Origin of the sequence: Clostridium thermopalmarium DSM 5974 (genome assembly GCF_002995795.1) — a bacterium.
Lineage (GTDB): Bacteria > Bacillota > Clostridia > Clostridiales > Clostridiaceae > Clostridium_H > Clostridium_H thermopalmarium.
Map to the genome: position 1 here is coordinate 241,304 of NZ_PVXN01000053.1, position 24,597 is coordinate 265,900.

The following is a 24,597-nucleotide window of genomic DNA, read 5'->3' on the forward strand; positions in this document are numbered from 1 at the left end:
TAATTCAAGTTACATATGTGTTAAAATAAGTTTATTAAGGAGGGAAAGAGAGATGAGGATAATAGTTGATGCAGATGCCTGTCCTGGAAGAGAAGTTATTGAAAAGGCAGCTAAAGAAAATAAAGTAGACGTAATAATGTATTGTGATATAAATCATGTTATAACTAGTGAGTACAGCACAGTAAAAATTGTAGACAGCGGATTTCAAAGTGTAGATATGAGGATAGCTAATGAAGCAAAAAGTGGAGATATTATCGTCACACAAGATTACGGCGTAGCTGCTATGGCACTTGGAAAAAAAGCTTATGCAATAAGCCCTAAGGGATATATCTATGATAATGAGAATATAGATAGACTATTATTTGAAAGACATTTATCTTTAAAAGTAAGAAGAGGTGGAGGGAAGACATTTAACCCTAAAAAAAGGACGGAGGAAGATGATGAAAGACTATATAAAAACATTTTAAAGCTTATTAAAAAAGCAAATTATTAAAGTTGCTCATATAATATTATTGATTTATTATTGATGAGGTGGACTGTAGTGAATTACATAAGAAGATTCATAAAGGGAAATATGCATTTTTTATATTTACTTTTATTTGTCCCACTAATACTTGTATTTTGTTTTTGTGAAAAATTCATAACACCTAAGTATATAATTCATTCAAAATATGATGATTATATACCATTTATAAAGTTTTTTATAGTGCCTTATATGTTCTGGTTTGTGTATATGGCAATTGGTTTTGTGTATTTTGGATTAAAATCTAGAAAAGATTTTATAAAACTATTTAAGTTTATTTTTTTTGGTATGAGCGTCAGTTATGTTATATTTATATTATTTCCTAATTGGCAGAATATGAGGCCTATTCTAAAGGATAAGGATGTATTTTCAGTAGTTGTAGGATTTATTTATTCTGTAGATTCATCAACAAATGTTTTTCCAAGTATACATGTTATAAATTCTATTGGAGTAAATATTGCAATTTGTGAAAGTTCATTATTTATAGAAAGAAAGAGTATAAAGATTTTGTCATCATTAGTTATGATTCTTATATGCGCATCCACTGTATTTATAAAGCAGCATTCTTTAATTGATGTTATTGGAGGAATAGTGCTTTCCGCGGTTTTATATGTATGCATTTACTATATTCCTGAAAGACATAAGGCAAAATATAACGGAGAAGTGAAGCTTTCCTAAATGCAAGTTTTCTGTATGATCTTCGATATAAGAAAAATGCTGCGCACTTTTCTTATATCTTTTAGCTTGAATAAAACACATTCAATGATATGCCATCTACATCTATTTTATTAGAGTAAATAGTTTTAAAAGGTGTGGTACCAGCAGTATATTTGTCTACGACTTGGTGCCAAGTGTTTTTAGGAATATTAATTGATGTTGAAATTCTGTTTGCATTGTATATAACTAGTATATTTTCCCAAATATCATTGTTAGCGTGATTTTTAAGTAAGAAAGCCACAGTATTTTTATGGGTATTTTCTATAAATTCTAGATTATTTTTTATATCTTCAACTGAGTGCATTCTAAAAGCAGGATGTTCTTTTCTTAGTTTTATTAATCCTTTATAGTAATTAAACACATCTAAGAATTCAAACTTTCTATCATAATCAAGATTATTTACTTCATCAGAAGCTTTAACGCTGTCTTCAATTCCTTGCTTTGTTCTACAAAATTCCACTCCAGAATGGAGAAAGGCAACACCTTGACTGGTTAGAATTATTCCGTTTGCCAGCTTAACCATATGCTTTTTTTCATCCTCGGTATACTCGGGATTACTAAGCTGAAGCTTATCCCAAAGAGTATTATTATCGTGGCAAGATACATAGTTTATAGCTTGATTAGGAGAAACATATATAGGTTTAAAGTTGTGTGTAGAAATAGTGCATGCAGTAACACAACCCTTTATAATGTCCTCTAAGTTTTCTTTGCCGTTTATAAAGCCTCTGTCTTTTTTTAGAAACACATTTCCCTTTATGGTATCTCTTATAGTATCATTGAAGAATCCAATTTCAGGAATCTTTCTTGCATTAGCTTGTGTGGCTTTTATATTTTCAGGTAGGGTAGTGTTTAATTCCCACCCTTCACCATATATCATTATGGATTTATTTAATTTACTTAAAGCTTCTTTAACAGCTTTCATAGTATCAATATCGTGTAATCCCATTAAATCAAATCTAAAGCCGTCTATATGGTATTCTTTTGCCCAATATAGAGCGGAATCAACAATGAATTTTCTCATCATGCTGTGTTCAGAAGCAGTATCATTTCCACAGCTGCTTCCATTAGAAAAACTTTCATCTTCATTAAATCTGAAATAGTATCCGGGAAATATTTTTTCAAAGTTATTGTCCGTATTATTATACATATGATTATAAACTACATCCATGTTCACGCTGAGATTATTATTATGAAGATGTTGTATCATTTTTTTTAACTCTATAATTCTGCATTTAGGGTCATAAGGGTTAGTGGAATAACTTCCTTCTGGTACATTATAGTTTTGGGGATCATATCCCCAATTATATTTTTTAGGATTCTTCTCATCTGTGCTAATGTAGCTAAAATCAAAAAAGGGCATAATCTGAACGTGGGTTACACCTAATTCCTTTATGTGAGATAATCCAGTAGAGATACCTTTATTTGAAAAAGTATTATCTTCAGTTAAACCTAAAAATTTACCCTTGTAAGTTATTCCGCTATTTTTATTCATGGATATATCCCTAATGCTTATTTCGTATATTATGGCATCAGTATAATGCTTTAGTGATGGTGAAAAGTCTTTATCCCAATTTAAAGGATTCGTTTCTTTTAAATCTATGATAGCTCCTCTGAGACCATTTATTCCTACGGCTTTAGCATATGGATCCACAACTTCATTTATAGAATCATATACATGCACTTTATAAGTGTAGAAGTAATTTTTTAGATCACCTTTTATAGTTATGCTCCAAAGCCCATTAGATTCATTAAGACTTTTCTCTATTGGTTTTTCAGGGATATTTATATCTCCATTTTCATATAAAAGAAGAGAAATTGATTTGGCTGCAGGAGACCATATATTAAATGTAGAAAAATTTTTATTATAGGAAACGCCTAAATCTCCATCGTAGTAAAACCTATCATTAAATTCGGAGCTTGAAAATAGCCTATTATAACTTGCTTTAATCTTATTGTCCTCATAATATACATAGCAATAGAATTTTATATTGATATCTTTATTCAAAAATATTAAAAAGGAATTTTCGCTTTTTGCAGTATAATTATCTATGATTAGAGAATTATCACCATTTTTTACAAATAGCTTTTTTATATCAATGTCTCTAGGATCAGGAAAGCTTATTAGAATTTTTCTAAATCCTAAAACATGAGCTTTTATTTTATACATAAATTACCTCCTGATACATAAATAGGTTGTAACATTCTAATTATAAATCTTAAAGAATATCAAGTCAAAAGATTAATAAAAATCAATAAATATTATTATATTAAGAAAGCTATTAAAATATTCTTTTACAAAATATGGAACTATAGTATAATATTTATATTAGGAAAATTTAATCTATTTGTGCCTTAATACTTAAATTTAGAAATAAATTATTGGGCCATTTGTTTCGATTATGTTATTGAGGGGGGTTGTATGGTATGAATGAAATCATTATAGGATGCAACGTGGAATCTGTGCAAGAAGATAGTGTAGAGATGATTATAGATATTTTAAGTGAGCCTGAAGAAAATTTATTATATAAGTTCATTGCGGGATTTGATGGAACCTGGGAAACCCTAAAAGATTTCGGAAAAGAAAAAAAGGTTATATGGAAACCTAAAAATCAAGGAAATTATATTCTGATGGTACAAGCTAAGAAGGAAGATAGTACTAAAGCATTTGATTACGTATCAAGGAAAATTATATCTGTAGGAGATTTTAGTGAAAAGCTTATATCAAATATATATATAGATAAAGAGCGTATATCTGTAGGAGAAAAGGTTACTGTAAAGGTAGAAGCAAAAAATGAATTTGTAATGTTTAGATATTTGATAAAAGAGAATGAAAGATGGGTGCTTGCAAAAGATTATTGCACTGAAAGTAGTTTTTCATGGAGAGCCAATTCCCCAGGAAAGTATGAAATTTTGATACAGTGCAAATCTTTGGATTCAGATAAGAAGTTTGAAGATGCAATGAAGGTGGAATTTGAAGTAGTAGGTCTTTCAAAGTTGGAAATTACCAATTTCAAATGCCTTAGTCCCTCTTTATTAGTAGATGAAGAACTTTTATTTGAAGTTGAATCAAAGTGTGATGACAGCAGAACTATACTATACAAGTTTATAAAGATAAGTGAAGATGGACAAGCAAAGTGTATACAGGATTACTCTACTAAAAAGATAGTATCTTATACAGAAAAATGCAGTGGAAGTTATAGGTTATTATGTGAAGCTAAAGATATGTATTCTAACAATGAATATGATGATAGAGCTATAATCCATTATAAGGTTAAGCCTTATGAACCTGTAGTTATTGAAAGTTTTACTAGTGATTTAAGCTCTCCTCAAATAGTGACTCAAAAAATTACTCTAAAGGCAGTAGCAAGGGGAGGAAAGGATCTTAGATATAGATTTATAATAGAAGGAAGCAAAAATTATGACAGTGGCTATATAAGAAGCGATACATATGTATGGGATCCAAAACAGGAGGGGCATTATAAGATAAGCTTATGGGTAAAGGACATTTCTTCTAAAGAAAAATATGAGGCTTGTGATGAGTTTGAATTTGATATAGATGAAGTACCTCGGGAACCAATAAAAATAAAAGATGTAATCGTAAATAAGAGAGAAAATGTGCTGATAGGTGAAACTATAAATGTTAAAACAATAGCAGATGGAGGTATAAAGCCGCTGTATAAGTTTATAATTAAAAAAGATAAGAAAGAAATTGAATCTATTGGTTATAGGGAATGCAGCTGTATTAATTTTACTCCAGAAGAAGAGGGAAGATTTGAAATTGAAATAAGGGTAAAAGATAAATATTCAGATAAAGAGTTTGATGCACACCATATAGTTTCTATACATTGTTATGAATACATACCTGCAAAGATAGATTATGTATTAATGGAACCTAGAGAGTATTACTTAGTTGGAGATCAAATTGTATTAAACACTATAACTAGAGATACATCAAATACCCTATTAAAATATGTACTTAGCATAAATGATCATAAGGTAGAGGAAACAGAATATGTGAAAAAGAAAAAATATATACTTACTCCAAAATGTAGTGGAAGATATATAGTTAAAGTATATGCTAAAAATGAAAAGAGTAAGAAAGAATTTGATAGTACAAAACAAATAAGTTTAATAGTTAATGAAGCTCCTCCAATAACAAATACCATTCTAAAGTGTGACAGAATAGAATTCTATCACAATGAACCAATTACAGTTACAGCAGAAAGCTGTGGAGGAAAAGATATAATTTATGAGTTTTATTTAATGGAAAAAGAAGAATGGAATTTAGTACAAAGATACAGTAAAAAAGATTATTATACATTCATTCCATTTTCAAAAGGGATATATAAAGTACTGGTTTTAGCTAAGAATAGTCATAAAAATGTATCATATGAAGATTACTGCATGATAGAAATAAAAGTTAATGAAAAATTGCTCAGTGAAGTGGCCGCTGCACAATAGAACTAAATTGTGACAATCTTTAATATTGAACCTTCCATATTAGATTTACATTTAGGAAAGCTTCACTACGCAAAGAAGCTCTAATATTTCTGCAATTGTTTGTATAAATCAAAAAAACCGAGTAAATTGATGAGGATGTATCAACTTACTCGGTTTTACTTATGCATTTTCCATAATAATTTTAGATTTAGGTGTATCTTTTAAATTGATATTTTCTAAAAATTTCTTTACCTTGCAGTGTCATACTAATACCTAGATCAGTAATTTTTTATCATGTATGTTCTTGTGTATTAATTTTATAAACTAAGATAGATTTGTTAAATAGAGCTTAACACTAACAGATACTTCTTTTTGTCTGAAATAACACATAAAATCTGATAGAATAGTTTAGGATAATATAAATAAGGAGTGAATCATATGGAAAGACTAGATAAGATTTTGTCTAATTTAGGATATGGATCGAGAAAAGAAATAAAAGCTCTTGTTAAAAGCGGTATAGTTGAAGTTAATGGAGAAGTTGTAAAGAGCAGTGATGTAAAGGTGAATCCAGAAAAGGATGAGATAAAAGTATCAGGTGAAGAGATTAATTATAGGAAATATATTTATATCATGATGAATAAGCCAGCAGGAGTGGTTTCGGCTACCTTTGACAATTATGATGAAACTGTAATAGATTTACTTGAACCAGAACTTGCAGTTTTTAATCCTTTTCCTGTGGGAAGATTAGATAAAGACACAGAAGGACTGCTACTTATAACAAATGATGGGGAATTAAACCATAGGCTTACATCTCCAAAATGGCATGTAGATAAGGTTTACTATGCACAAATAGATAAACCAGTGGATGAAAATGATGTTAAAGCTTTTGAAAAAGGAATTGTACTAGATGATGGATATAAATGTTTGCCTGCAAGATTAGAAATTATAGCTTCAGATGAGCATGGTTCAGAAGTGAATATTACCATACAGGAAGGAAAATTCCATCAAGTAAAAAGAATGTTTGAAGCTAGAAATAAAAATGTATTATATTTAAAAAGAATAAAAATGGGAAATCTAGTATTAGATGAGAGATTAGAAGAAGGACAATATAGAGAATTGTCGAAAGAAGAGTTACGCATGATAAAAGAGAGATAATTTAGTAGAATGCAATACCTGGAACAATGAATTTAAAGGGATGTAAAAGATAATTACCTTTGTAATAGTTTATTTATAATTAATTCTGCAAAATGACTTGCATTTTTTTTCTTTATTTAATATAATAGCTTTTGTAAGGGAAAAATAAAAAGAATGAATAGCCCCCTTTTTATTTAAGTCAGTCCAGCCCCAGGACTGAACTTGCCCTAAATAATAAAAAAACACTATCTCCGGAGATAGTGTTTTTTTATTATATGTAGATTATTTTTTTGAGTATAAAAGCATATAAAATAAGGTTATAATATAAAAATGAAATTTTTATTTCATATTTTGCGGATGAAGAAATATTTTATTCACTATTTTATTAATGAGGTTGTCCATTCAAATTGATTTCTAGATGTTTTAAAATCTTTCCTTATGAATCCACAACATCTAATTTTTACAATGTTGAATATGTAAATCTTAAGTATTAAAATAGAGAGATGTGTAAATAAATATGGAGAAAACTACTTTAAAATGTTAAAATCTAAGTATGCTCAAATAGGTTAATAAAAATAGGAGTGAAATTTCATGTCAGAATATAAATCAAAATTAGAAAGCTTGGAAATGGATTATTTATGTGATGCTATTTTATCTTTAAAGACAAGAGAGGAATGTTATAGATTTTTCGAAGACATATTTACCATTAACGAGTTAAAAGCAGTAGAGCAGAGGCTTCAGGTAGCAAAAATGTTAAAACAAAAGAAAACCTATGCAGAGATAGCAGGGAGTACAGGTGCAAGTACGGCTACAATAAGTAGAGTAAATAGATGTTTAAATTACGGAAGTGATGGATATAATTTAGTACTAGATAGAATTGGTTGGAAGTAATACATATAAAGTCATAAGGAGGGATTATATGGATTTGAAGTCGCTATTAAACAAAGAGCAATACGAAGCAGCTGTGACTATAGAAGGACCTGTGCTTGTTTTAGCAGGTGCTGGTTCAGGAAAGACAAGAGTTTTAACCTATAGAATAGCTCATATGATACAGGATTTAGGAATTCCTCAATATAATATATTAGCTATAACATTTACAAATAAAGCTGCAGAAGAAATGAAAGATAGAATCAGAGGACTTGTTAAGTGCGACATAGATAATATGTGGGTATCAACTTTTCACTCTTCTTGTGTTAGAATATTAAGACGAGAAATAGATAAGCTTGGATATAGTAAAAACTTTGCTATATATGATTCTTCTGACCAAAAAACTTTAATAAAACAGTGCATGAAAGAGCTTAATATAAACGATAAAGACATAAGTGAAAAAGAAATAATAAATAAAATAAGTGAGCAAAAGGATAATTTGATTTCTCCAGAAGAATATAAGAAATTAAACGAAAGGGATTTTAGAAAAAATAAAATAGCGGATGTTTATCTTTTATATCAAAAAAAGCTTAAGAGCAATAATGCCTTGGATTTTGATGATTTAATCTATAAGACAGTAGAACTTTTTAAAAAGAATCCAGAAGTTTTAGAGTTTTATCAAAATAAATTTAAATACATAATGGTAGACGAGTATCAAGATACCAATAAGGCTCAATATGAGTTAGTTAAGATGTTAGCTTCAGCTCATAAAAATATATTTGTAGTTGGAGACGATGATCAATGTCTTCCAGGTGGCTCTCTAATACATACTGATAATGGAATAGTAAAGATTGAGGACGTGCTAGAAGGTCAGCAAATATATAGTGCTGCGGGCAATGGAGAGGTTACTAAAAGTACAGTAGAGAAAGTGCTAAAAAAGGAATATAAAGGCACCATGATTAGGGTTAAAACTAAGGGTGGAAGAGAGATTTCAGCTACACCTAATCATATTACTTTTACGTCTTTTAATATAGATGAAGATCTTCATTATGTATATTTAATGTATAAATCAGGAGTGGGATATAGAATAGGTCAAAATCAAAGAGTTAGAAATATATATAAAGACGAGTCTGATAACGGACTAGCAGTAATACTTAACATGGAAGAAGCCGATAAAATATGGATAATAAAGACATGTGAAACAAAATCAGAAGCAAGTTACTATGAGCAATATTACTCTGTTAAGTATGGTATACCTACTGCTGTTTTTAGGGATAAAGATGGAATTTCAGCTGCGGATCAAGAATATATTGACAAGTTATTTAAGAAAATAGATACCTATAGTGCTGCTGAAAAATTAATGGAGGATTTATATCTATTTAAGGATTATCCACATTATTTTAGTAGTGCAGTGACAAATGGAGAAGCTTCAAGAAAAATTATAAACATAGATTATTTTTCAAGTAAAAACTCTGAGGATAAAGGATATTATTGCCATAAAGTTAGTTTTACAACTTTTAATGAGGATGAAAAGAAGAATCTTTTAGAAGATGGATTTAATACAAGACATGATAAAGAAAACACTTGGATAATGGAAATGGAAAAACGCATATATGATGAAGCGGAAGCTCTAGGAAGAAAGCTTTGCTCAAGAGTAGATGGATTAAGTATTATTAGAAAAGCAAAGTTTGTCCAAGATAAATTATATTATTTTATGCCTTTTGGAAGTTTAAGACCAGGCATGAGTATAGCTACATACTGTAATGGAAAGATTGAAGAGGATATTATATCAGAAATAAGCTGCGAAGATTATGAAGGAATTGTATATGATTTAAGCATTCCAGAATTAAGACAATATATAGCAAATGATGTAGTTGTCCATAATTGCATTTATCAATGGAGAGGTGCAGATATTAAGAATATTTTAGAGTTTGAAAAAGACTATCCAGAGGCTAAAGTAGTTAAGCTTGAACAAAATTATAGATCAAAGGCTAATATATTAAATGCTGCTAATGCAGTTATAAAGAATAATTCACAAAGAAAGAGTAAAGTTCTTAGAACTGAAAATGAAAGCGGAGAGAAAATAAAAATATATAGAGCCTATTCAGATATAGATGAAGGAAACTTTATAGCAAATGAAATAAATAGAATCATGGAAAAGGAAAATAGAAGCTATAGAGATTTTGCTATTCTTTATAGAACAAATGCTCAGTCTAGAGTATTTGAAGATGTCTTTATGAAGAGAAATATTCCATATAGAATTTTAGGAGGATTAAAGTTCTACGATAGAAAAGAAATAAAGGATATAACAGCATATCTAAAATTTATAAATAATCTTCAAGATGATATAAGCTTGAGAAGAATAATAAATGTACCAAAGAGGGGTATAGGTGCGGCAACTATTGATAAGATACAGGAATATGCAAATTATATGGATGAATGCATGTATAGTGTGATGCTTGACATTGAAAGCATACCTGGAATTACTAAAAGAACTATAACTGCTGTAAATAAATTTACAAGCCTTATAAACAGTTTTAATAGGACAAAAGATAAAGTTAGTGTTTCAAAGCTTATAGAAGAAATACTGGAGAGTACAGGCTATCTAAAGGCTTTAAGAGAATCTAATGATATAGAGGATATGAGCAGAATCGAAAACATAAAAGAATTAGTATCAGCAGCAGTAGATTTTGAAAATACTTCAGAAGATAAGTCACTTTCTGCTTTTTTAGAGAAAATTACATTGGTGTCTGATGTAGACAACTATGATGAAAATGCAGATACTACGGTAATGATGACTTTGCACAGTGCTAAAGGTTTAGAGTTTCCAGTAGTTTTTATGGTAGGTATGGAAAACGGAATTTTTCCAGGGTTGCAGTCATTGGAAAACTTTTCTGAGATGGAAGAATCAAGAAGACTATGCTATGTTGGTATAACTAGAGCCAAAGAAAAGTTATATATGACTTCAGCAAGTACGAGAAATGTATTTGGGAGAACTGTAGCTTATTCGGAATCAGATTTCTTAAGTGAGATATCTCCAGAGTTAAAAGAATTGGTATCGGAAAGGAACATGAATTTTGAAAGTAAAACAACTAGCAGAGGAGTTTTAAATGGAGCCTTTGGTGGAGGGGGATTTAATTCTTATTCTTCACCAAGTTTTGGAACCAGAAAGGCAGAAGAAAAGATAAATTCAATGTTGAGTGATAGCAGTTTATTACAAGGGCTAGGTGAAAATAGAAAAAAAGCTGTGGAAGATATAAAATTAGACGAAATAACTCCTGGAAGAAAGGTTAAGCATGATAAGTTTGGGATAGGAACTATAGTTAGTGCATCTAAAACAGCTAATGATGTAAAGATTACTGTAGCCTTTGACAATATGGGAATTAAACACCTTATGTTTAGTATGGCGCCGATTAAGCTTATATAAATATTGATCTGATTACTGGCTATTAAAACAGAAGAGAGGTGGAAGGTGTGGAAAATAAAGGACAAAGAATTCATGAGCTGGTAGATGAACTTAATAGGCTGGCTTATGAATATTACACCTTAGATAATCCAAGTGTATCCGATAAAGAATATGATGAAAAGTATGATGAATTAGTAAGACTTGAGAAGGAAACTGGAATAGTACTTCCCTATTCCCCTACTCAAAGAGTTGGGGATGTGATTTTATCCCAATTTAAAAAGTATACACATAAGGCAAAGCTTTGGAGCCTTGGAAAGGCTCAAAATTTAGGAGAGTTAAGAGAGTGGCACAATAAAAATATGAAGGTGGTAGATGAATATAATAGAACTCATGACAAAAAGTTACCGCCTTTAAAATATATCATAACTAAAAAATTTGATGGACTTACTATAAATTGTACATATAACGAAGATGGAATATTGGTTACTGCTGCTACTCGAGGAACTGGAGAAGTTGGAGAAGATATTACAGCTCAAGTTAAAACTATAAAGACTGTTCCCTTAAAAATTGAAAACGATGCTGTGATAGAGGTTCATGGAGAAGCTATAATGACAAAAGAAGCCTTTGAGGAATATAATAAAGTAGCGGAGGTTCCTCTTAAAAACTTAAGAAATGGGGCAGCAGGTGCTCTTAGAAATCTAAATGTAAAGGAAACAGCAAGAAGAAATTTATCTGCCTTTTTCTATGATGTAGGATACAATGAAGGAACACCTTTTAAGACATATACTGAAATGCTTAATTTTATAAAAGAAAAAGGTTTTCCTATGGATGATTATATAAGAGAATGTACAACAGTAGAGGAAATAGAAAGGGAAATCAAATATATAGAAGAAATAAGAGAAGATTTAAATTATGAAATTGATGGAATTGTCATAGCTGTAGATGATATTTTTACTAGACAGCTTTTAGGGTATACAGTAAAATTTCCAAAGTGGGCATTAGCATACAAGTTTGAAGCACAAGAAGCTACCACAAAGCTTTTAGATGTAGAATGGAATGTAGGAAGAAGCGGAAGAGTTACACCTACAGCTTTGTTAGAACCTATAGATATAGGAGGAGTTACAGTAAAAAGAGCTACACTAAATAATATGGATGATATAAAAAGAAAAGGTGTTAAAATAGGAAGCAGAGTATTTGTAAGACGTTCTAATGATGTAATTCCTGAGATCATGGGAGTAGCAGAAGAAAAAGAAGATGCACAAGAAATAGTAGCACCTAAAGTTTGTCCTTATTGTGGAAGTGAACTTGTACAGGAAGGTGTTCATTATTTTTGTGAAAACACTCTTTCCTGTAAGCCTCAGCTGGTTAAATCTATTGTTCATTTTGGAAGTAGGGAAGCTATGAATATAGCTGGTTTTAGCGAAAAGACAGCAGAGCAATTATTTGAGCAATTAGATATAAAATCTATACCAGATTTATATAGAATCAAAAAGGAAGACTTAATGAGGTTAGAGAGATTTGGAGAGAAAAAAGCTCAAAATCTGATAGATGCTATTGAAAAAAGCAAGAATTGTGATTTAGCTTCATTTATATATTCTCTTGGAATTCCTAATGTAGGAAAGAAAACAAGTACAGATTTGGCAAAGAAGTTTAAATCTTTGCATAGGCTAATAGAAGCTGGTTTTGAAGAACTCATTTTAGTTGAAGATATAGGAGATATAGTTGCAAAAAGTATAATTGAATTCTTTAAGGATAAGAAAATATTAGATAGCATAGAAGAACTTTTAAGCTTAGGAGTAAAGCCTTACTTTGAAGAAGAGAACATAGAGGATAATATCTTTAATGGAAAAACCGTAGTTGTTACAGGCTCTTTAGAAAGCTTTACAAGAAGTGAAATAAAGGAAAAATTAGAATCTTTGGGAGCTAAGGTATCCAGCAGCGTAAGCAGAAAAACAGATTATGTTTTGGTTGGAAAAGACCCAGGATCTAAATACGATAAGGCTGTTCAACTTGGAGTTAAAATTATCAATGAAGATGAATTTAAACAAATGCTCAATTAATGAGTATGATACGAAATAGGGGGGAAGAAAAATGAAAAAGTTTATAAGTATATTGGCGTGGATATTTGTAGCGATTACGAGTCTATGTCTAATACTTACTATGCTTTCCACCTGCAGGTTTATAAATATGGATTATTTCAATAATTATTATATATTTCAAGTCAGCACAATTATAACAATGTTCCTGTGGAGCATTAAGCAGCTTGAACTAAAAACAAAAGAATGGATAAACTCTATTCTTTGTATGGCAATGGGATTTTGCACTATTATTTTCATGGTTATGGAAATATATTAAAATTGAAAGTTAGAACTTTAAATTTTTGAGAAAGAGTTATAGAATAAGCAATTAAAAGCTAAAAGGAGCTGTAGAAAAAAGTTATGTCTATAGCTCCTTTTTATATAAGGAAAGAAGGGGAAATTCATATGTCAATTTCAAAACGAGATGTAGAGCTTATAGCAAAGCTTTCTAATCTTAACTTTGGAGAAAAGGAAGAGGAAAAGATAATAAAAGATTTAGAACAGATATTAAAATATATGGAAAAACTTAATGAATTACATACTGATAACATAGAAGAAACCGAGAATCCTTATTATATTGAAAATAATTTTAGAGATGATGAAGTTGAGATATCTTTACATATTGAAAAAGTTATAGAGAATGCTCCAAAGAGCAAAAATGAATACATTTTAGTACCTAGAGTGATAAATTAACAAGGGGTGAAAAAATGGAAATTTATAAGATGAAGGCCCATGAACTTAGAGATATGATAAAAAATAAAGAAATTAAAGTAGAAGAAGTTGTAGGGACTTTTATAGAAAGAATAAGTAAAGTAGAAGGTAAGTTAGAAGCATGGTTATATATAGATGAAGAAAAGGCTTTAGTTAAAGCAAAGGAATTAGACAAAAAAATAGCCAGCGGAGAAGAACTTGAAGGACTTTGGGGAATCCCTGTTGGAATTAAAGATAATATAAGCGTTAAGAATATGAAAAATACTTGTGCATCAAAAATGCTGGAAAATTATATTGCGCCATATGATGCTTATGTTGTATCTAAGATAAAAGAAAAACATGGAATAATTTTAGGAAAGCTTAATATGGATGAGTTTGGAATGGGGTCGTCTACTGAAAACAGCGCATTTAAGAAGACTAAGAACCCATGGGATTTAAGAAAGGTTCCAGGGGGTTCCTCAGGAGGGTCAGCAGCTGCAGTAGCAAGTAGAGAGGTACCTTTAGCTTTGGGCAGTGATACTGGAGGTTCTGTAAGGCAGCCTGCAGCTTTTTGTGGTGTCGTAGGGCTTAAACCTACCTATGGTAGGGTGTCGAGATATGGTCTTACAGCTTTTGGATCAACTTTAGATCAAGTAGGAACCTTTGGAGCAGATGTAGAGGACTGCGCTTTATTGACAGAAGTAATATCAGGATTCGATAGGAGAGATTCCACAAGTGCCAACATACCAGTGCCTAACTATATCCAAAGTTTAAGCAAGAATTTAAAGGGAAAGAAAATTGGTGTGCCTAAAGAATTATTTTGTGGAAACCTACAAGAAGAAGTAACGTCAGCAATAAGAGAAGCTTTAGGAGTATTACAAGATAATGGAGCAGAAATTAGGGAATGTTCTCTTCCCTTTATAGAGTATTCTCTTGCAGATTATTATATAATATCCAGCGCTGAAGCTTCCTCTAACCTTGCTAGATTTGATGGAGTGAGATATGGATTTAGGACAAAAGATGCTAAAACTTTAGAAGAACTATACATAAAATCGAGAAGTGAAGGCTTTGGAGAAGAGGTTAAAAGGAGAATAATGCTTGGAACTTACGTACTATCAAAAGGATATTATGATGCTTATTATAGAAAAGCGTTGAAAGTAAGACAGCTTATAAAAGAAGATTTTAAGAAGGTTTTTAAAGAGTTTCATGCTGTAATTTCTCCAACATCTCCAACAATTGCTTTTGATTTTAATGAGAAGAGTAAGGATATAATGGCTATGTATAGTGCGGATATATACACAGTACCTATAAATTTAGCAGGACTTCCTGCTATATCGGTTCCTTGTGGATTTGTAAAAAATCTTCCAGTTGGGCTTCAGATTATAGGAGATTATTTTAAAGAGGACAATCTTTTTAATATAGCTTATAGCTATGAACAATCAACACAGTGGCATAAGAAAATTCCAAATATATAAAAAGGAAGGTGAGAACATGGAATTTGAAGCTATTATAGGCCTTGAAGTTCATTCGGAACTTTCAACTAAAACTAAGGCATTTTGTGGATGTGCCACAGAATTTGGAAAAAAGCCAAATACTCAAGTATGTCCTATATGTCTAGGACTTCCTGGGGCTCTTCCTAAAATAAATAAAAAGGTTGTGGAGTATGGAATAAAGGCAGGACTAGCATTTAATTGCACAATAAATAAGTCCACTAGAATGGACAGAAAAAATTATTTTTATCCAGATGCTCCTAAAAATTATCAAATAACTCAGATGTATTATCCATTATGTGAAAATGGATATATAGAAATAGAACCAGTTAGTGGAGAAAAGAAAAAAATAGAAATAGAAAGAATACATATAGAAGAAGACGCGGGAAAACTTATTCATACTGATGAAGGAACTTTAATAGATTTTAACAGAGCAGGAACTCCTCTTATTGAGATTGTATCAAAACCTGATATGAGAAGTCCAAGAGAGGCGGTTTTATATCTTACAAGATTAAGAGGTATACTTCAAGCTATTGGAGTTTCAGACTGCAAAATGGAGGAAGGATCCTTAAGGTGCGATGCCAATATATCAGTGAGAAAAAAGGGAAGTAGTGATTTTGGAGTTAAATGTGAGATAAAAAATATGAATTCTTTTAAAGCATTAGAAAAGGCTTTAGAATATGAGTACAAAAGGCAAATATCAATAATAGAGAAAGGAGAGAATTTAAAGCAAGAAACGAGGCGCTGGGATGAAGATAATAATATAACTGTATCAATGAGAAGTAAGGAAGAAGCCAACGACTATAGATATTTTCCAGAAGGAGATTTGATGGCTATAAATATTTCAGAGGAATGGATAGATGAAATCAGAAAAACTATTCCAGAACTACCTCATGAAAAAGAAGAAAGATTTGTAAGGGAATTTAATATTCCAAGATATGATGCTTCCATTCTTACTAGCAGCAATGATTTAGCAGATTTTTTTGAGGAAACAGCAAAGATAAGCTGTGATGCAAAGGCTTCATCCAACTGGATAATGGGGGATATTTCAAGACTTATAAATAAAGAAAATATTTCAATTAAGAATGTTAAGTTTACTCCAGCATATCTTGCAGAACTTATTAAACTCATAAATGAAGGAACTATTTCTAATTCTGCAGGCAAAATAGTTATAGAAGAAATGTTTTATAGAGGGAAAATGCCTAAGGCTATAGTTGAAGAAAAAGGGTTAATTCAAAATAATGATGAAGAAGAAATACTAAAAATAGTAAGGAAGGTTTTAGAGGAAGATCCAGAAAACGTTGAGCAATATAAGAATGGTAAAACTAAGATATTAGGATATTTTGTAGGACAGGTGATGAAAAGTACAGGAGGAAGAAGCAATCCTAAAATAGTTAATAGGCTCATATTACAAGAACTAAATAAGGTATAATGTTTTAATTGAAAGAATTTTACACGTATTTCTAAGTAATAAGCAAAGTATTGTTAATGTGTATTTATTAGCAATATTTTGTTTATTTTTTTTATTATATGGCAATAATTAAGATATATCTTGTATAAAATGGTGATTAATAAAATGAAAAAGATTATATGTGTGTGTTTAAGTATTATGATGTGTATAAGCTGTGGATGCGTACAAAAAAAAGTATACAGTCAAAATCAACGAGATTATATAGTATATAATATGGAAAGCCTTCCTGATGATTTATTAATGCTAAGCAGTAGAAGCATACGGCAGCAAGATCTAATCTTAGCTTTATTTGAAGGATTAGTATCTGTGGATTCAGAAGGCAACATTATTCCTGCTTTAGCTTCAGAATGGACAGTATCAAAAGATAAATTAACTTACACATTTAAAATAAGGGAAAATGCTGCATGGAGTGATGGAAGCAAGATAACTGCTAAGGATTTTGTGGAGTTTTTTGCCAGAATATTAAGAGAAGAAAATAATATTTATGCTAAGCAGCTTGAATGTATTTTTGGAGCTAAAGATTATGCAGATAAGAAAATAGATTTTAATGGAGTGGCAATTACAAATAAAAGTGATGAGGAATTGGAAATAAGGCTTAATTATCCCTGTAGCTATTTTCTAGATATAATCAGTAATCCTGCACTATCATTAAAAGAGAATTTTTATAATTTAAGACAATGGAAAAAAGAATATAAGAAGATAAAATATTCTGGACCATTTATAATTGACAATATATATGAAAATGGAGAAGTTTCTCTTAAGAAAAACAATAAATATTGGGATAAAGAAAATGTAAAAGCTTCAAAAATTCATATAAGAAGTGAAAAAAATGCTGCCTTTGCTTTAGCAAGCTATAAATATAATAATATTGATATTTTAACCAATGTTCCTTTTAGGGAAATAGAGAATATAAATCAAAATGAAAAAATAGTTAAAGAATTTTATAGAGAAGGAATAAGCTTAAACTTTAACTTAGATAAAAATAAAATTGCATCTAATTCTAACTTTAGAAAGGCAGTAAAATATGCAATTAACAAAGAAGAAATTTTAGAGGAACTTAACACTGTTTTAGAAAAAGCATCATTTTATATACCTTCAAATACTAAAGGAATGAATAGAACAGAAGATGAATTGGATATTAAAAAAAGTGCAAATGATATAAAAGATATGCTATATAACAGCGAATATGAAGGAGAAAATATAAGCTTAGTATATTGTAACAACAATGATGTTAATAAGAAAATAGCAGATCATATTGTTAAAAGTTTAAAAGATGTAGGAATTAAGATTACGGCTAAAGGATATAGCCATCAGGAACTAAAAGAAATTACATATAATGGGGACTATGATATGTTCCTTACAAATTATATGGGAGATTACGATTCTCCATATGCATTTTTAGAGAGATGGATTAGTAACTCATCTGAAAATATAAGTCAATATAAGAATTCTGAATTTGATAATAATGTATTAAGATCAAAAGTTATGGATAATAATGATGAAATGATAAAGGGATTCAAAGAAGCTGAGAAAATTTTAATGGAGGATGTGGTTTGTATACCAATTGGATTTTATAAAACTGTTTTATGCAAAAAAGCTTATATAAATGGTGTAGAAATAAATAAAAGGGGAAATATAATTTTAAAAAAGATATATGCTGAAAAATTAAAATAACCCCCTATTTAGGGGGTTTTACTCAAAGTGTAAAGTATTAAGAAAAATAAATTAAGATTTTTTCTACTATCAAAACTAGATTTTCTGGCTTTAAAGGTATGCTTTTCCTTATTATAAACTACATATTTAATAAATATAGGTGCGAATTCACTCATTTCAGGAGTTGGTATGGTAGGTAATTTAAAATATTGGTCATCTAGTAGATTTTCTGGTTTTGAGCTAAAGTCTTTATAATGTTCAACATCATCTAATGTAGGTATGTCAGGCCAGCTTAATACTATTCCAGAATCAATTAGTTGCGACTTAAATACGTCTGTAATAATTTTTTCATCAACATCATCCTCTAGGTGGTATTGATAGATCATAGAAATTAAATATAGTACGATTTCATCACAGGAGAATTTTATTTCTTTAGATTCTGTAGCTTTTATGAACATACACAAGTCTTTGTCATAATGGTTTTTTAAAATATCATTAATTTTGTTGCTTATTCTTTTAAATTTGAACATGTTTGTATGTTTAAAAAGAAAAGCTGAATTTAAGTACATTAGGCAAAGATACTGAATCTTATCGTCTGATAAGGAATTACTATATTCTTCATATAATAAATCAAATACATCTAAAATAAGAGGTTTAACATCCTCTATTTTTGAGTAGGTATAAAAAATATTTAGATTTAGACATAAATTGCACCTATCTTCAAAAGAGATATCGTAAATTTCATCTTTAAATTCCAAAAACATATTTAGAATATCTAAAGAGAAATTTTTATATGATTCTTTAGCTTCTCCTTCTAAGTAAGTGGAGCACTTATAAAAAGCATTCATGAGAAGAGCTTGTTCCCAGAACTTGAAACCTTTGTTCTTATCTTTGATTTTAAGCTTACCAATTAAAGGATCAGTACAATCTTTTTTATCTACAAAAACTCCTTCTAAGTTTCTAAGATTAGAAGCATAAAATTCCAACTGTTTCTTAGCTAGTTCGACATATGCATTGCTTAAAGCATACTTTTTTTTATCTATATCTTTGAACTTTTTATAGTAATCTGCAAGTTCTAAAAGAGCTAAGGTCATATATCCGTTGCTGGATATGTTAATATCTTTTTTAAAGTCATCTTCATCCCAATAAAGTTTATTATTCTTACTTTTTAATTTTGGATTAGCTTTCTTATATATACATAAAAGTGGAGAGTTTAGGTTTATTGTGCTAATATCTATGTTAGGTATGTTTTTTAGATTAGATTCTTTAGGATCTAAAATAATTCCACATTTTGAATTAAATACTAATTGTTTTATACTTTCCTTAGATAAGTGGAATAATTGACTTTCCACTTGTTCTAAGCTAAGCTTATTCATTCGCAGAAAGGGTCCTATATATCTTAACATATCTACACCACCATAAATTAATCCTTATATAAATAATATGAGAATGTATAATAAATGATGATAATTTTTTAAATTTAAGGGGAGATTTTCATGAAGATAGGTAAACTTGATTGGAAAGATTTAAATGAAATAATATCCAATAATAAAGGTTCTTTAAGAAAAGATGTAAGAATAAGAAGCGGCATTGGAGAGGATTGCTGTGTTATAAATTTTGGAGAATATGAATGTGTTATGTCAACAGATCCAATAACAGGGGCTGAAGGCAATATAGGAAAGCTTGCTGTACATATAAATTCTAATGATATAGCCTCTTGCGGGGTGGAACCTTTAGGTATACTTGTAACTATTTTAGTACCTCCTAAAACCGAATTAAAAGAGATTAAAAAAGTAATGGAAGAAATACATGAGGAGAGTAAAGTATTAAATATGGAAGTGTTAGGAGGGCATACTGAGGTTACGGATGCAGTAAATAGAATTGTAGTTTCGTGTACAACTATAGGCAAGACAAAATCGGGAAAGGCTGTATCAACTAGGGGAGCTCAAAAGGGAGATGATATAATTGTTACAAAGCAGTTATGCCTTGAAGGTACATATATTTTAGTTAATGACTACTATGACAAAATAAAGAATATACTCACTAAAGAAGAGATAGATGAAGCTAAGAATTATATTAAAAAAATAAGTGTTGTTAAAGAAGGAAAAATAGCAGGACAATTTGGAGTTAACTCTATGCACGATATAACTGAAGGTGGTTTACTAGGGGCTTTGTGGGAAGTGGCAGAAGGAAGTAAGGTAGGATTTACCATATATAAAAATTTACTCCCAATTTCTAATATAACCAAAAAGATTTGTGAATTATTTTCTATTGATCCACTGAGGTTTATATCTTCAGGAAGTATGCTTATTACTTGTAAAAATGGTAGTGATTTAGTTAAAAGGTTAAAGGAAAATGGGGTAGATGCAGTCGTCATAGGGGAGATTACGGAAGAAGGTAAAGTTTTAGTAGAGAAGGATGAAAAAAAATTAGTGTACCCACCAGAAAGTGATGAACTTTTCAAAGTATTAGAGTTATAATAAATTTAAAACAAGTTCAGGGGGATGAAGAGTATATGAGAAAACTTATTGTAGCAAGTAATAATGAACATAAGATAAAAGAAATTAAACAGATATTAAGGGAATTTCCCCTAGAAGTGCTTTCATTAAAAGAAGCGAGGATTAATATAGATGTTGAAGAAAATGGAACAACATTTATGGAAAATGCACATATAAAAGCAAGTGAGATATATAAAGTTGTAGAGAATTCTATGGTATTGGCAGACGATTCGGGGTTAGCTGTTGATATTTTAAATGGGGAACCTGGAGTATATTCTGCCCGCTATAGTGGGGAACATGGAAATGATAAAAAGAATAATGAGAAGTTGCTTTCAAAATTAAAGGGCGTAGAATTTAGCAAGAGGAGCGGTAAATTTATCTGTGCTATGGAATTAATTATAGATAAGGACAAAATTATAAATGTACAAGGTGAGATAAAAGGATATATAACTGAAAAGGAAAAAGGAGATAATGGTTTTGGATATGATCCATTATTTTATGTCCCAGAGTTTAATAAGACTATGGCTGAGATGAGTGAGGAAGAAAAAAATTCTATAAGTCATAGAGCAAGAGCACTTGAAAAGCTAAAGGAAGAGTTGAAGAAATATCTATAGGAGGTGTTATCATGTTGATAGCTGTAGTTAGTGATACCCATAGGAATAGTACAATAATAAAGAAAGTCGGTAATATTGTAGAAAAGGCAGATATATTAATACATTTAGGTGATAACGTAGCAGATATAGATGAACTGAAAGAAATATATAAAAATAAAATCATAAGTGTGAGAGGAAACTGTGATTTTACTACAAGATCTCCTATTGAAAAAGTAGAGAATATTAATGGATTCAGAGTTTTAGTGACTCATGGACATAAATATGATGTAAAAAGTGGCATATGGCATCTAAAAGATAGGGCAAAGGAAGTGAGAGCAGATATAGCTTTATTTGGTCACACTCATATTTCGGAAATAAATTTTGAAGATGGTATATGGATTATAAACCCAGGCAGTGCTTCCTTACCAAGAGATGGACAAAGAAGCATTGCTTTTATAGAGATAGAAGATACAGAAATACGACCATCCATATATTTAATATAAATTAATATAAAAAAGTTAAAAAAAAGTATTGACTGGGATTTAAATATAGTGTAGAATAATCAATGTCGCCAAGGCAAGTAGTTAAAACTACAAAGCTTAATCGACAGATTACAAGTAAATTTTCGGGGTATAGCGCAGATGGTAGCGCGCGTGGTTTGGGACCATGAGGCCGCGGGTTCGAGCCCTGCTACCCCGACCAAAATGAGCGGGAGTGGCTCAGTGGTAGAGCGTCACCTTGCCAAGGTGAACGTCGCGAGTTCGAATCTCGTCTTCCGCTCCAGAATGTGCGGGTATGGTTCAATGGTAGAACGTCAGCCTTCCAAGCTGAACACAGGGGTTCGATTCCCCTTACCCGCTCCAAATATGCGTCTTTAGCTCAGCTGGATAGAGCAACGCCCTTCTAAGGCGTGGGTCAGGAGTTCGAATCTCTTAAGACGCGCCAAATATGCGCCATTAGCTCAGTTGGTAGAGCAACTGACTCTTAATCAGTGGGCCCTGGGTTCGAGTCCCCGATGGCGCACCAAAATGGAATGTTTATGGTGGACGTAGTTCAGTTGGTAGAGCGCCAGATTGTGGTTCTGGTTGTCGAGGGTTCGAGTCCCTTCGTTCACCCCATTAAAAAATTGGGATGTCGCCAAGCGGTAAGGCATAGCACTTTGACTGCTACATGCGTAGGTTCGAATCCTGCCATCCCAGCCATTATGATCCACTAGCTCAGTCGGTAGAGCACTTGACTTTTAATCAAGTTGTCCGGGGTTCGATTCCCCGGTGGATCACCATTAATTTAATAAATATTTATTACTTATGCGGGTATGGTTCAATGGTAGAACGTCAGCCTTCCAAGCTGAACACAGGGGTTCGATTCCCCTTACCCGCTCCATTTATATTTTTTGCATCCATAGCTCAGCTGGATAGAGTTACGGACTTCGAATCCGGAGGTCGCAGGTTCGAATCCTGTTGGGTGCACCAATTATAAGGTTTTCCTAAGTTTAGGAAAGCCTTTTTTTATTAAATGTGACATAGCTTGTGTTGTGTTAAAAAATTGAAGATGTAACTTTAAAGCTTTTCTCATAATTCTATCCCATCTAAAGTTCAAGTATCGTTCTTAAAAACACTTTTCTTAAATCTTTTTAGTTATTTTAGATATTCCTTGTTTTTGCATCAATCATTTACTAAAAATAACAAAGGATTGGTTAATGAATTAACAAAGTATTCTTTATGAACATAATATTTTTTTAATATTCAAAATATTTAAACAATCAATATTTTATATTATTATTTATTTGCAATAAGGAATTATTAATTTCTATATAAAAATAAATCGGAGGGGTTTGAATGAATTATTTTGAAGAAAGTTTAAAGCTTCATGAAAAAAATGCAGGTAAGGTAAGTGTAGTATCAAAAGTAAAGGTACAGACAAAAGACGATTTAAGTCTTGCCTACACTCCTGGAGTGGCAGAACCTTGCAGAAGAATTTACGAAATAGAAGAAAATGTATACAAATACACTTCAAAAGGAAACATGGTAGCCGTAGTTACAGATGGTTCAGCGGTGCTAGGACTAGGAAATATAGGCGCAAAAGCTGCATTACCTGTTATGGAAGGAAAGTCTATTTTGTTCAAAGAATTTGCAGACGTTGATGCATTTCCTATATGTTTAGATACTCAGGATGTTAATGAAATCGTTATGACTGTTAAACTTATAGCCCCAAGTTTTGGTGGAATTAATCTAGAAGATATTGGAGCTCCAAGATGCTTCGAAATTGAAGAAAGGTTAAGGAAAGAGCTTGATATACCTGTATTTCACGATGACCAACATGGAACTGCAATAGTTGTTCTTGCAGGAATAATAAATGCTTTAAAAGTTGTTAATAAAAAAATACAAGATATAAAGGTTGTCGTAAATGGTGCAGGAGCTGCAGGAACTGCTATAGCCAAATTATTACTTGCCTCAGGAGTAAAGAATCTAATTGTATGTGATAAAGTTGGTATTCTTTACAGAGGAATAGAAAATGTGGATGAAACTAAAAAAGAACTTGCAAAGGCAACTAATCCAGATAATATTAGGGGAACTTTAGCTGATGCATTAGTAGGTGCGGATGTGTTTATAGGAGTTTCAGTACCTGGAATAGTAAATCGAGATATGGTGAGATCAATGAATAAAGATGCTATATTATTTGCTATGGCAAATCCGATTCCAGAAATAATGCCAGATGAAGCAAAAGAAGCAGGGGCAAGAGTAATAGGTACTGGACGCTCAGATTTTCCTAACCAAGTTAATAATGTATTAGCATTCCCAGGAGTATTTAGAGGTGCTATGGATGTTAGGGCAAGAGAAATTAATGAAGAAATGAAAATAGCGGCAGCTTATGCTATAGCTTCTATGATAAAAAATGAAAACTTAAATGAGAATAATGTAATTCCTAATGCGCTAGATAGAAATGTAGCTGTTAATGTTGCTGAAGCTGTAAAAAAAGCAGCAAGAAAAAGCGGAGTAGCAAGAATATAAAAACAATAAAGTTATCTATTTAACGA

At 31.0% G+C, this 24,597-nt stretch carries 18 protein-coding genes, 10 tRNA genes and 1 pseudogene; 27 read left to right on the forward strand and 2 right to left on the reverse strand.

Annotated elements, in window-relative coordinates:
* The first annotated feature begins 52 nt into the window (after positions 1-52).
* Together CPAL_RS10335 and CPAL_RS10340 are read left to right on the forward strand one after the other, a co-directional pair.
* Positions 53-493, forward strand: a complete 441-nt coding sequence (locus CPAL_RS10335; protein ID WP_061857927.1) for a YaiI/YqxD family protein — start codon at positions 53-55, stop codon at positions 491-493.
* Positions 494-541: 48 nt separating this feature from the next.
* Complete coding sequence (locus CPAL_RS10340) at positions 542-1,201, forward strand: phosphatase PAP2 family protein (RefSeq protein WP_061857926.1); 660 nt, start codon at positions 542-544, stop codon at positions 1,199-1,201.
* 61 nt (positions 1,202-1,262) lie between these two features.
* On the opposite strand, the gene pulA is transcribed toward CPAL_RS10340, so the two are convergent.
* Positions 1,263-3,407 (reverse strand): type I pullulanase, encoded by a 2,145-nt coding sequence (gene pulA, locus CPAL_RS10345; RefSeq protein ID WP_106024570.1) that lies wholly within the window; start codon positions 3,405-3,407, stop codon positions 1,263-1,265.
* Positions 3,408-3,664: 257 nt separating this feature from the next.
* Between pulA and CPAL_RS10350 the strand changes: the two genes are divergently transcribed.
* The 11 genes and pseudogenes from CPAL_RS10350 (at position 3,665) to CPAL_RS10395 (ending at position 18,490) form a co-directional block, all read left to right on the forward strand.
* Positions 3,665-5,701 (forward strand): triple tyrosine motif-containing protein, encoded by a 2,037-nt coding sequence (locus CPAL_RS10350; protein ID WP_061857924.1) that lies wholly within the window; start codon positions 3,665-3,667, stop codon positions 5,699-5,701.
* A 417-nt stretch (positions 5,702-6,118) separates the two neighbouring features.
* On the forward strand, positions 6,119-6,835 hold the full coding sequence (locus CPAL_RS10355; RefSeq protein WP_061857923.1) for a pseudouridine synthase: 717 nt from the start codon (positions 6,119-6,121) through the stop codon (positions 6,833-6,835).
* A gap of 570 nt (positions 6,836-7,405) precedes the next feature.
* Positions 7,406-7,705 carry a YerC/YecD family TrpR-related protein gene (locus tag CPAL_RS10360; RefSeq protein ID WP_061857922.1) on the forward strand — a complete coding sequence of 100 codons (300 nt, stop codon included), beginning with the start codon at positions 7,406-7,408 and terminating at the stop codon, positions 7,703-7,705.
* A 28-nt stretch (positions 7,706-7,733) separates the two neighbouring features.
* A pseudogene (locus CPAL_RS14265) lies at positions 7,734-8,438 on the forward strand (ATP-dependent helicase); the annotation flags it as partial.
* On the forward strand, positions 8,433-11,108 hold the full coding sequence (locus CPAL_RS10365) for a 3'-5' exonuclease (RefSeq protein ID WP_423237155.1): 2,676 nt from the start codon (positions 8,433-8,435) through the stop codon (positions 11,106-11,108). The pseudogene CPAL_RS14265 and the gene CPAL_RS10365, both read left to right, overlap by 6 nt.
* A 47-nt stretch (positions 11,109-11,155) precedes the next feature.
* Positions 11,156-13,147 carry an NAD-dependent DNA ligase LigA gene (gene ligA, locus CPAL_RS10370; RefSeq protein WP_061857920.1) on the forward strand — a complete coding sequence of 664 codons (1,992 nt, stop codon included), beginning with the start codon at positions 11,156-11,158 and terminating at the stop codon, positions 13,145-13,147.
* A 31-nt stretch (positions 13,148-13,178) separates the two neighbouring features.
* On the forward strand, positions 13,179-13,442 hold the full coding sequence (locus CPAL_RS10375) for a hypothetical protein (RefSeq protein WP_061857919.1): 264 nt from the start codon (positions 13,179-13,181) through the stop codon (positions 13,440-13,442).
* Between the two features lie 128 nt (positions 13,443-13,570).
* Positions 13,571-13,858 (forward strand): Asp-tRNA(Asn)/Glu-tRNA(Gln) amidotransferase subunit GatC, encoded by a 288-nt coding sequence (gene gatC, locus CPAL_RS10380; protein ID WP_061858056.1) that lies wholly within the window; start codon positions 13,571-13,573, stop codon positions 13,856-13,858.
* A 14-nt stretch (positions 13,859-13,872) separates the two neighbouring features.
* Positions 13,873-15,330, forward strand: a complete 1,458-nt coding sequence (gatA, locus tag CPAL_RS10385; protein WP_106024571.1) for an Asp-tRNA(Asn)/Glu-tRNA(Gln) amidotransferase subunit GatA — start codon at positions 13,873-13,875, stop codon at positions 15,328-15,330.
* Positions 15,331-15,346: 16 nt separating this feature from the next.
* Positions 15,347-16,777, forward strand: a complete 1,431-nt coding sequence (gatB, locus tag CPAL_RS10390) for an Asp-tRNA(Asn)/Glu-tRNA(Gln) amidotransferase subunit GatB (protein WP_061858055.1) — start codon at positions 15,347-15,349, stop codon at positions 16,775-16,777.
* Positions 16,778-16,921: 144 nt separating this feature from the next.
* On the forward strand, positions 16,922-18,490 hold the full coding sequence (locus tag CPAL_RS10395; protein WP_106024572.1) for a peptide ABC transporter substrate-binding protein: 1,569 nt from the start codon (positions 16,922-16,924) through the stop codon (positions 18,488-18,490).
* Between the two features lie 8 nt (positions 18,491-18,498).
* On the opposite strand, the gene CPAL_RS10400 is transcribed toward CPAL_RS10395, so the two are convergent.
* A complete protein-coding gene (locus CPAL_RS10400; protein WP_061857916.1) occupies positions 18,499-19,875 on the reverse strand; it encodes a hypothetical protein in 1,377 nt (458 codons plus the stop codon).
* Positions 19,876-19,965: 90 nt separating this feature from the next.
* Here CPAL_RS10400 and CPAL_RS10405 point away from each other — a divergent pair, with 90 nt between their 5' ends.
* The 14 genes from CPAL_RS10405 to CPAL_RS10470 all read left to right on the forward strand — a co-directional run bounded on the left by CPAL_RS10405 (position 19,966) and on the right by CPAL_RS10470 (position 24,571).
* Complete coding sequence (locus tag CPAL_RS10405; protein ID WP_106024573.1) at positions 19,966-20,949, forward strand: AIR synthase family protein; 984 nt, start codon at positions 19,966-19,968, stop codon at positions 20,947-20,949.
* A 35-nt stretch (positions 20,950-20,984) separates the two neighbouring features.
* Positions 20,985-21,581 (forward strand): XTP/dITP diphosphatase, encoded by a 597-nt coding sequence (locus CPAL_RS10410; RefSeq protein WP_061857914.1) that lies wholly within the window; start codon positions 20,985-20,987, stop codon positions 21,579-21,581.
* Between the two features lie 11 nt (positions 21,582-21,592).
* Entirely contained in the window at positions 21,593-22,063 is a 471-nt protein-coding gene (locus CPAL_RS10415) for a metallophosphoesterase (RefSeq protein WP_061857913.1), read from the forward strand.
* 123 nt (positions 22,064-22,186) lie between these two features.
* Positions 22,187-22,262, forward strand: a tRNA-Pro gene (locus CPAL_RS10420).
* 6 nt (positions 22,263-22,268) lie between these two features.
* Positions 22,269-22,343 (forward strand) — tRNA-Gly (locus CPAL_RS10425).
* A gap of 6 nt (positions 22,344-22,349) precedes the next feature.
* Positions 22,350-22,423, forward strand: a tRNA-Gly gene (locus CPAL_RS10430).
* 5 nt (positions 22,424-22,428) lie between these two features.
* Positions 22,429-22,505: transfer RNA gene (locus CPAL_RS10435), tRNA-Arg, on the forward strand.
* A gap of 5 nt (positions 22,506-22,510) precedes the next feature.
* A tRNA-Lys gene (locus tag CPAL_RS10440) sits at positions 22,511-22,586 on the forward strand.
* Between the two features lie 16 nt (positions 22,587-22,602).
* Positions 22,603-22,678 (forward strand) — tRNA-His (locus tag CPAL_RS10445).
* Positions 22,679-22,687: 9 nt separating this feature from the next.
* Positions 22,688-22,762, forward strand: a tRNA-Gln gene (locus CPAL_RS10450).
* A 4-nt stretch (positions 22,763-22,766) separates the two neighbouring features.
* A tRNA-Lys gene (locus CPAL_RS10455) sits at positions 22,767-22,842 on the forward strand.
* A gap of 27 nt (positions 22,843-22,869) precedes the next feature.
* Positions 22,870-22,943 (forward strand) — tRNA-Gly (locus CPAL_RS10460).
* Positions 22,944-22,955: 12 nt separating this feature from the next.
* Positions 22,956-23,032, forward strand: a tRNA-Arg gene (locus tag CPAL_RS10465).
* Positions 23,033-23,398: 366 nt separating this feature from the next.
* Positions 23,399-24,571, forward strand: a complete 1,173-nt coding sequence (locus CPAL_RS10470; protein WP_061857912.1) for an NAD(P)-dependent malic enzyme — start codon at positions 23,399-23,401, stop codon at positions 24,569-24,571.
* Positions 24,572-24,597: the final 26 nt, after the last annotated feature.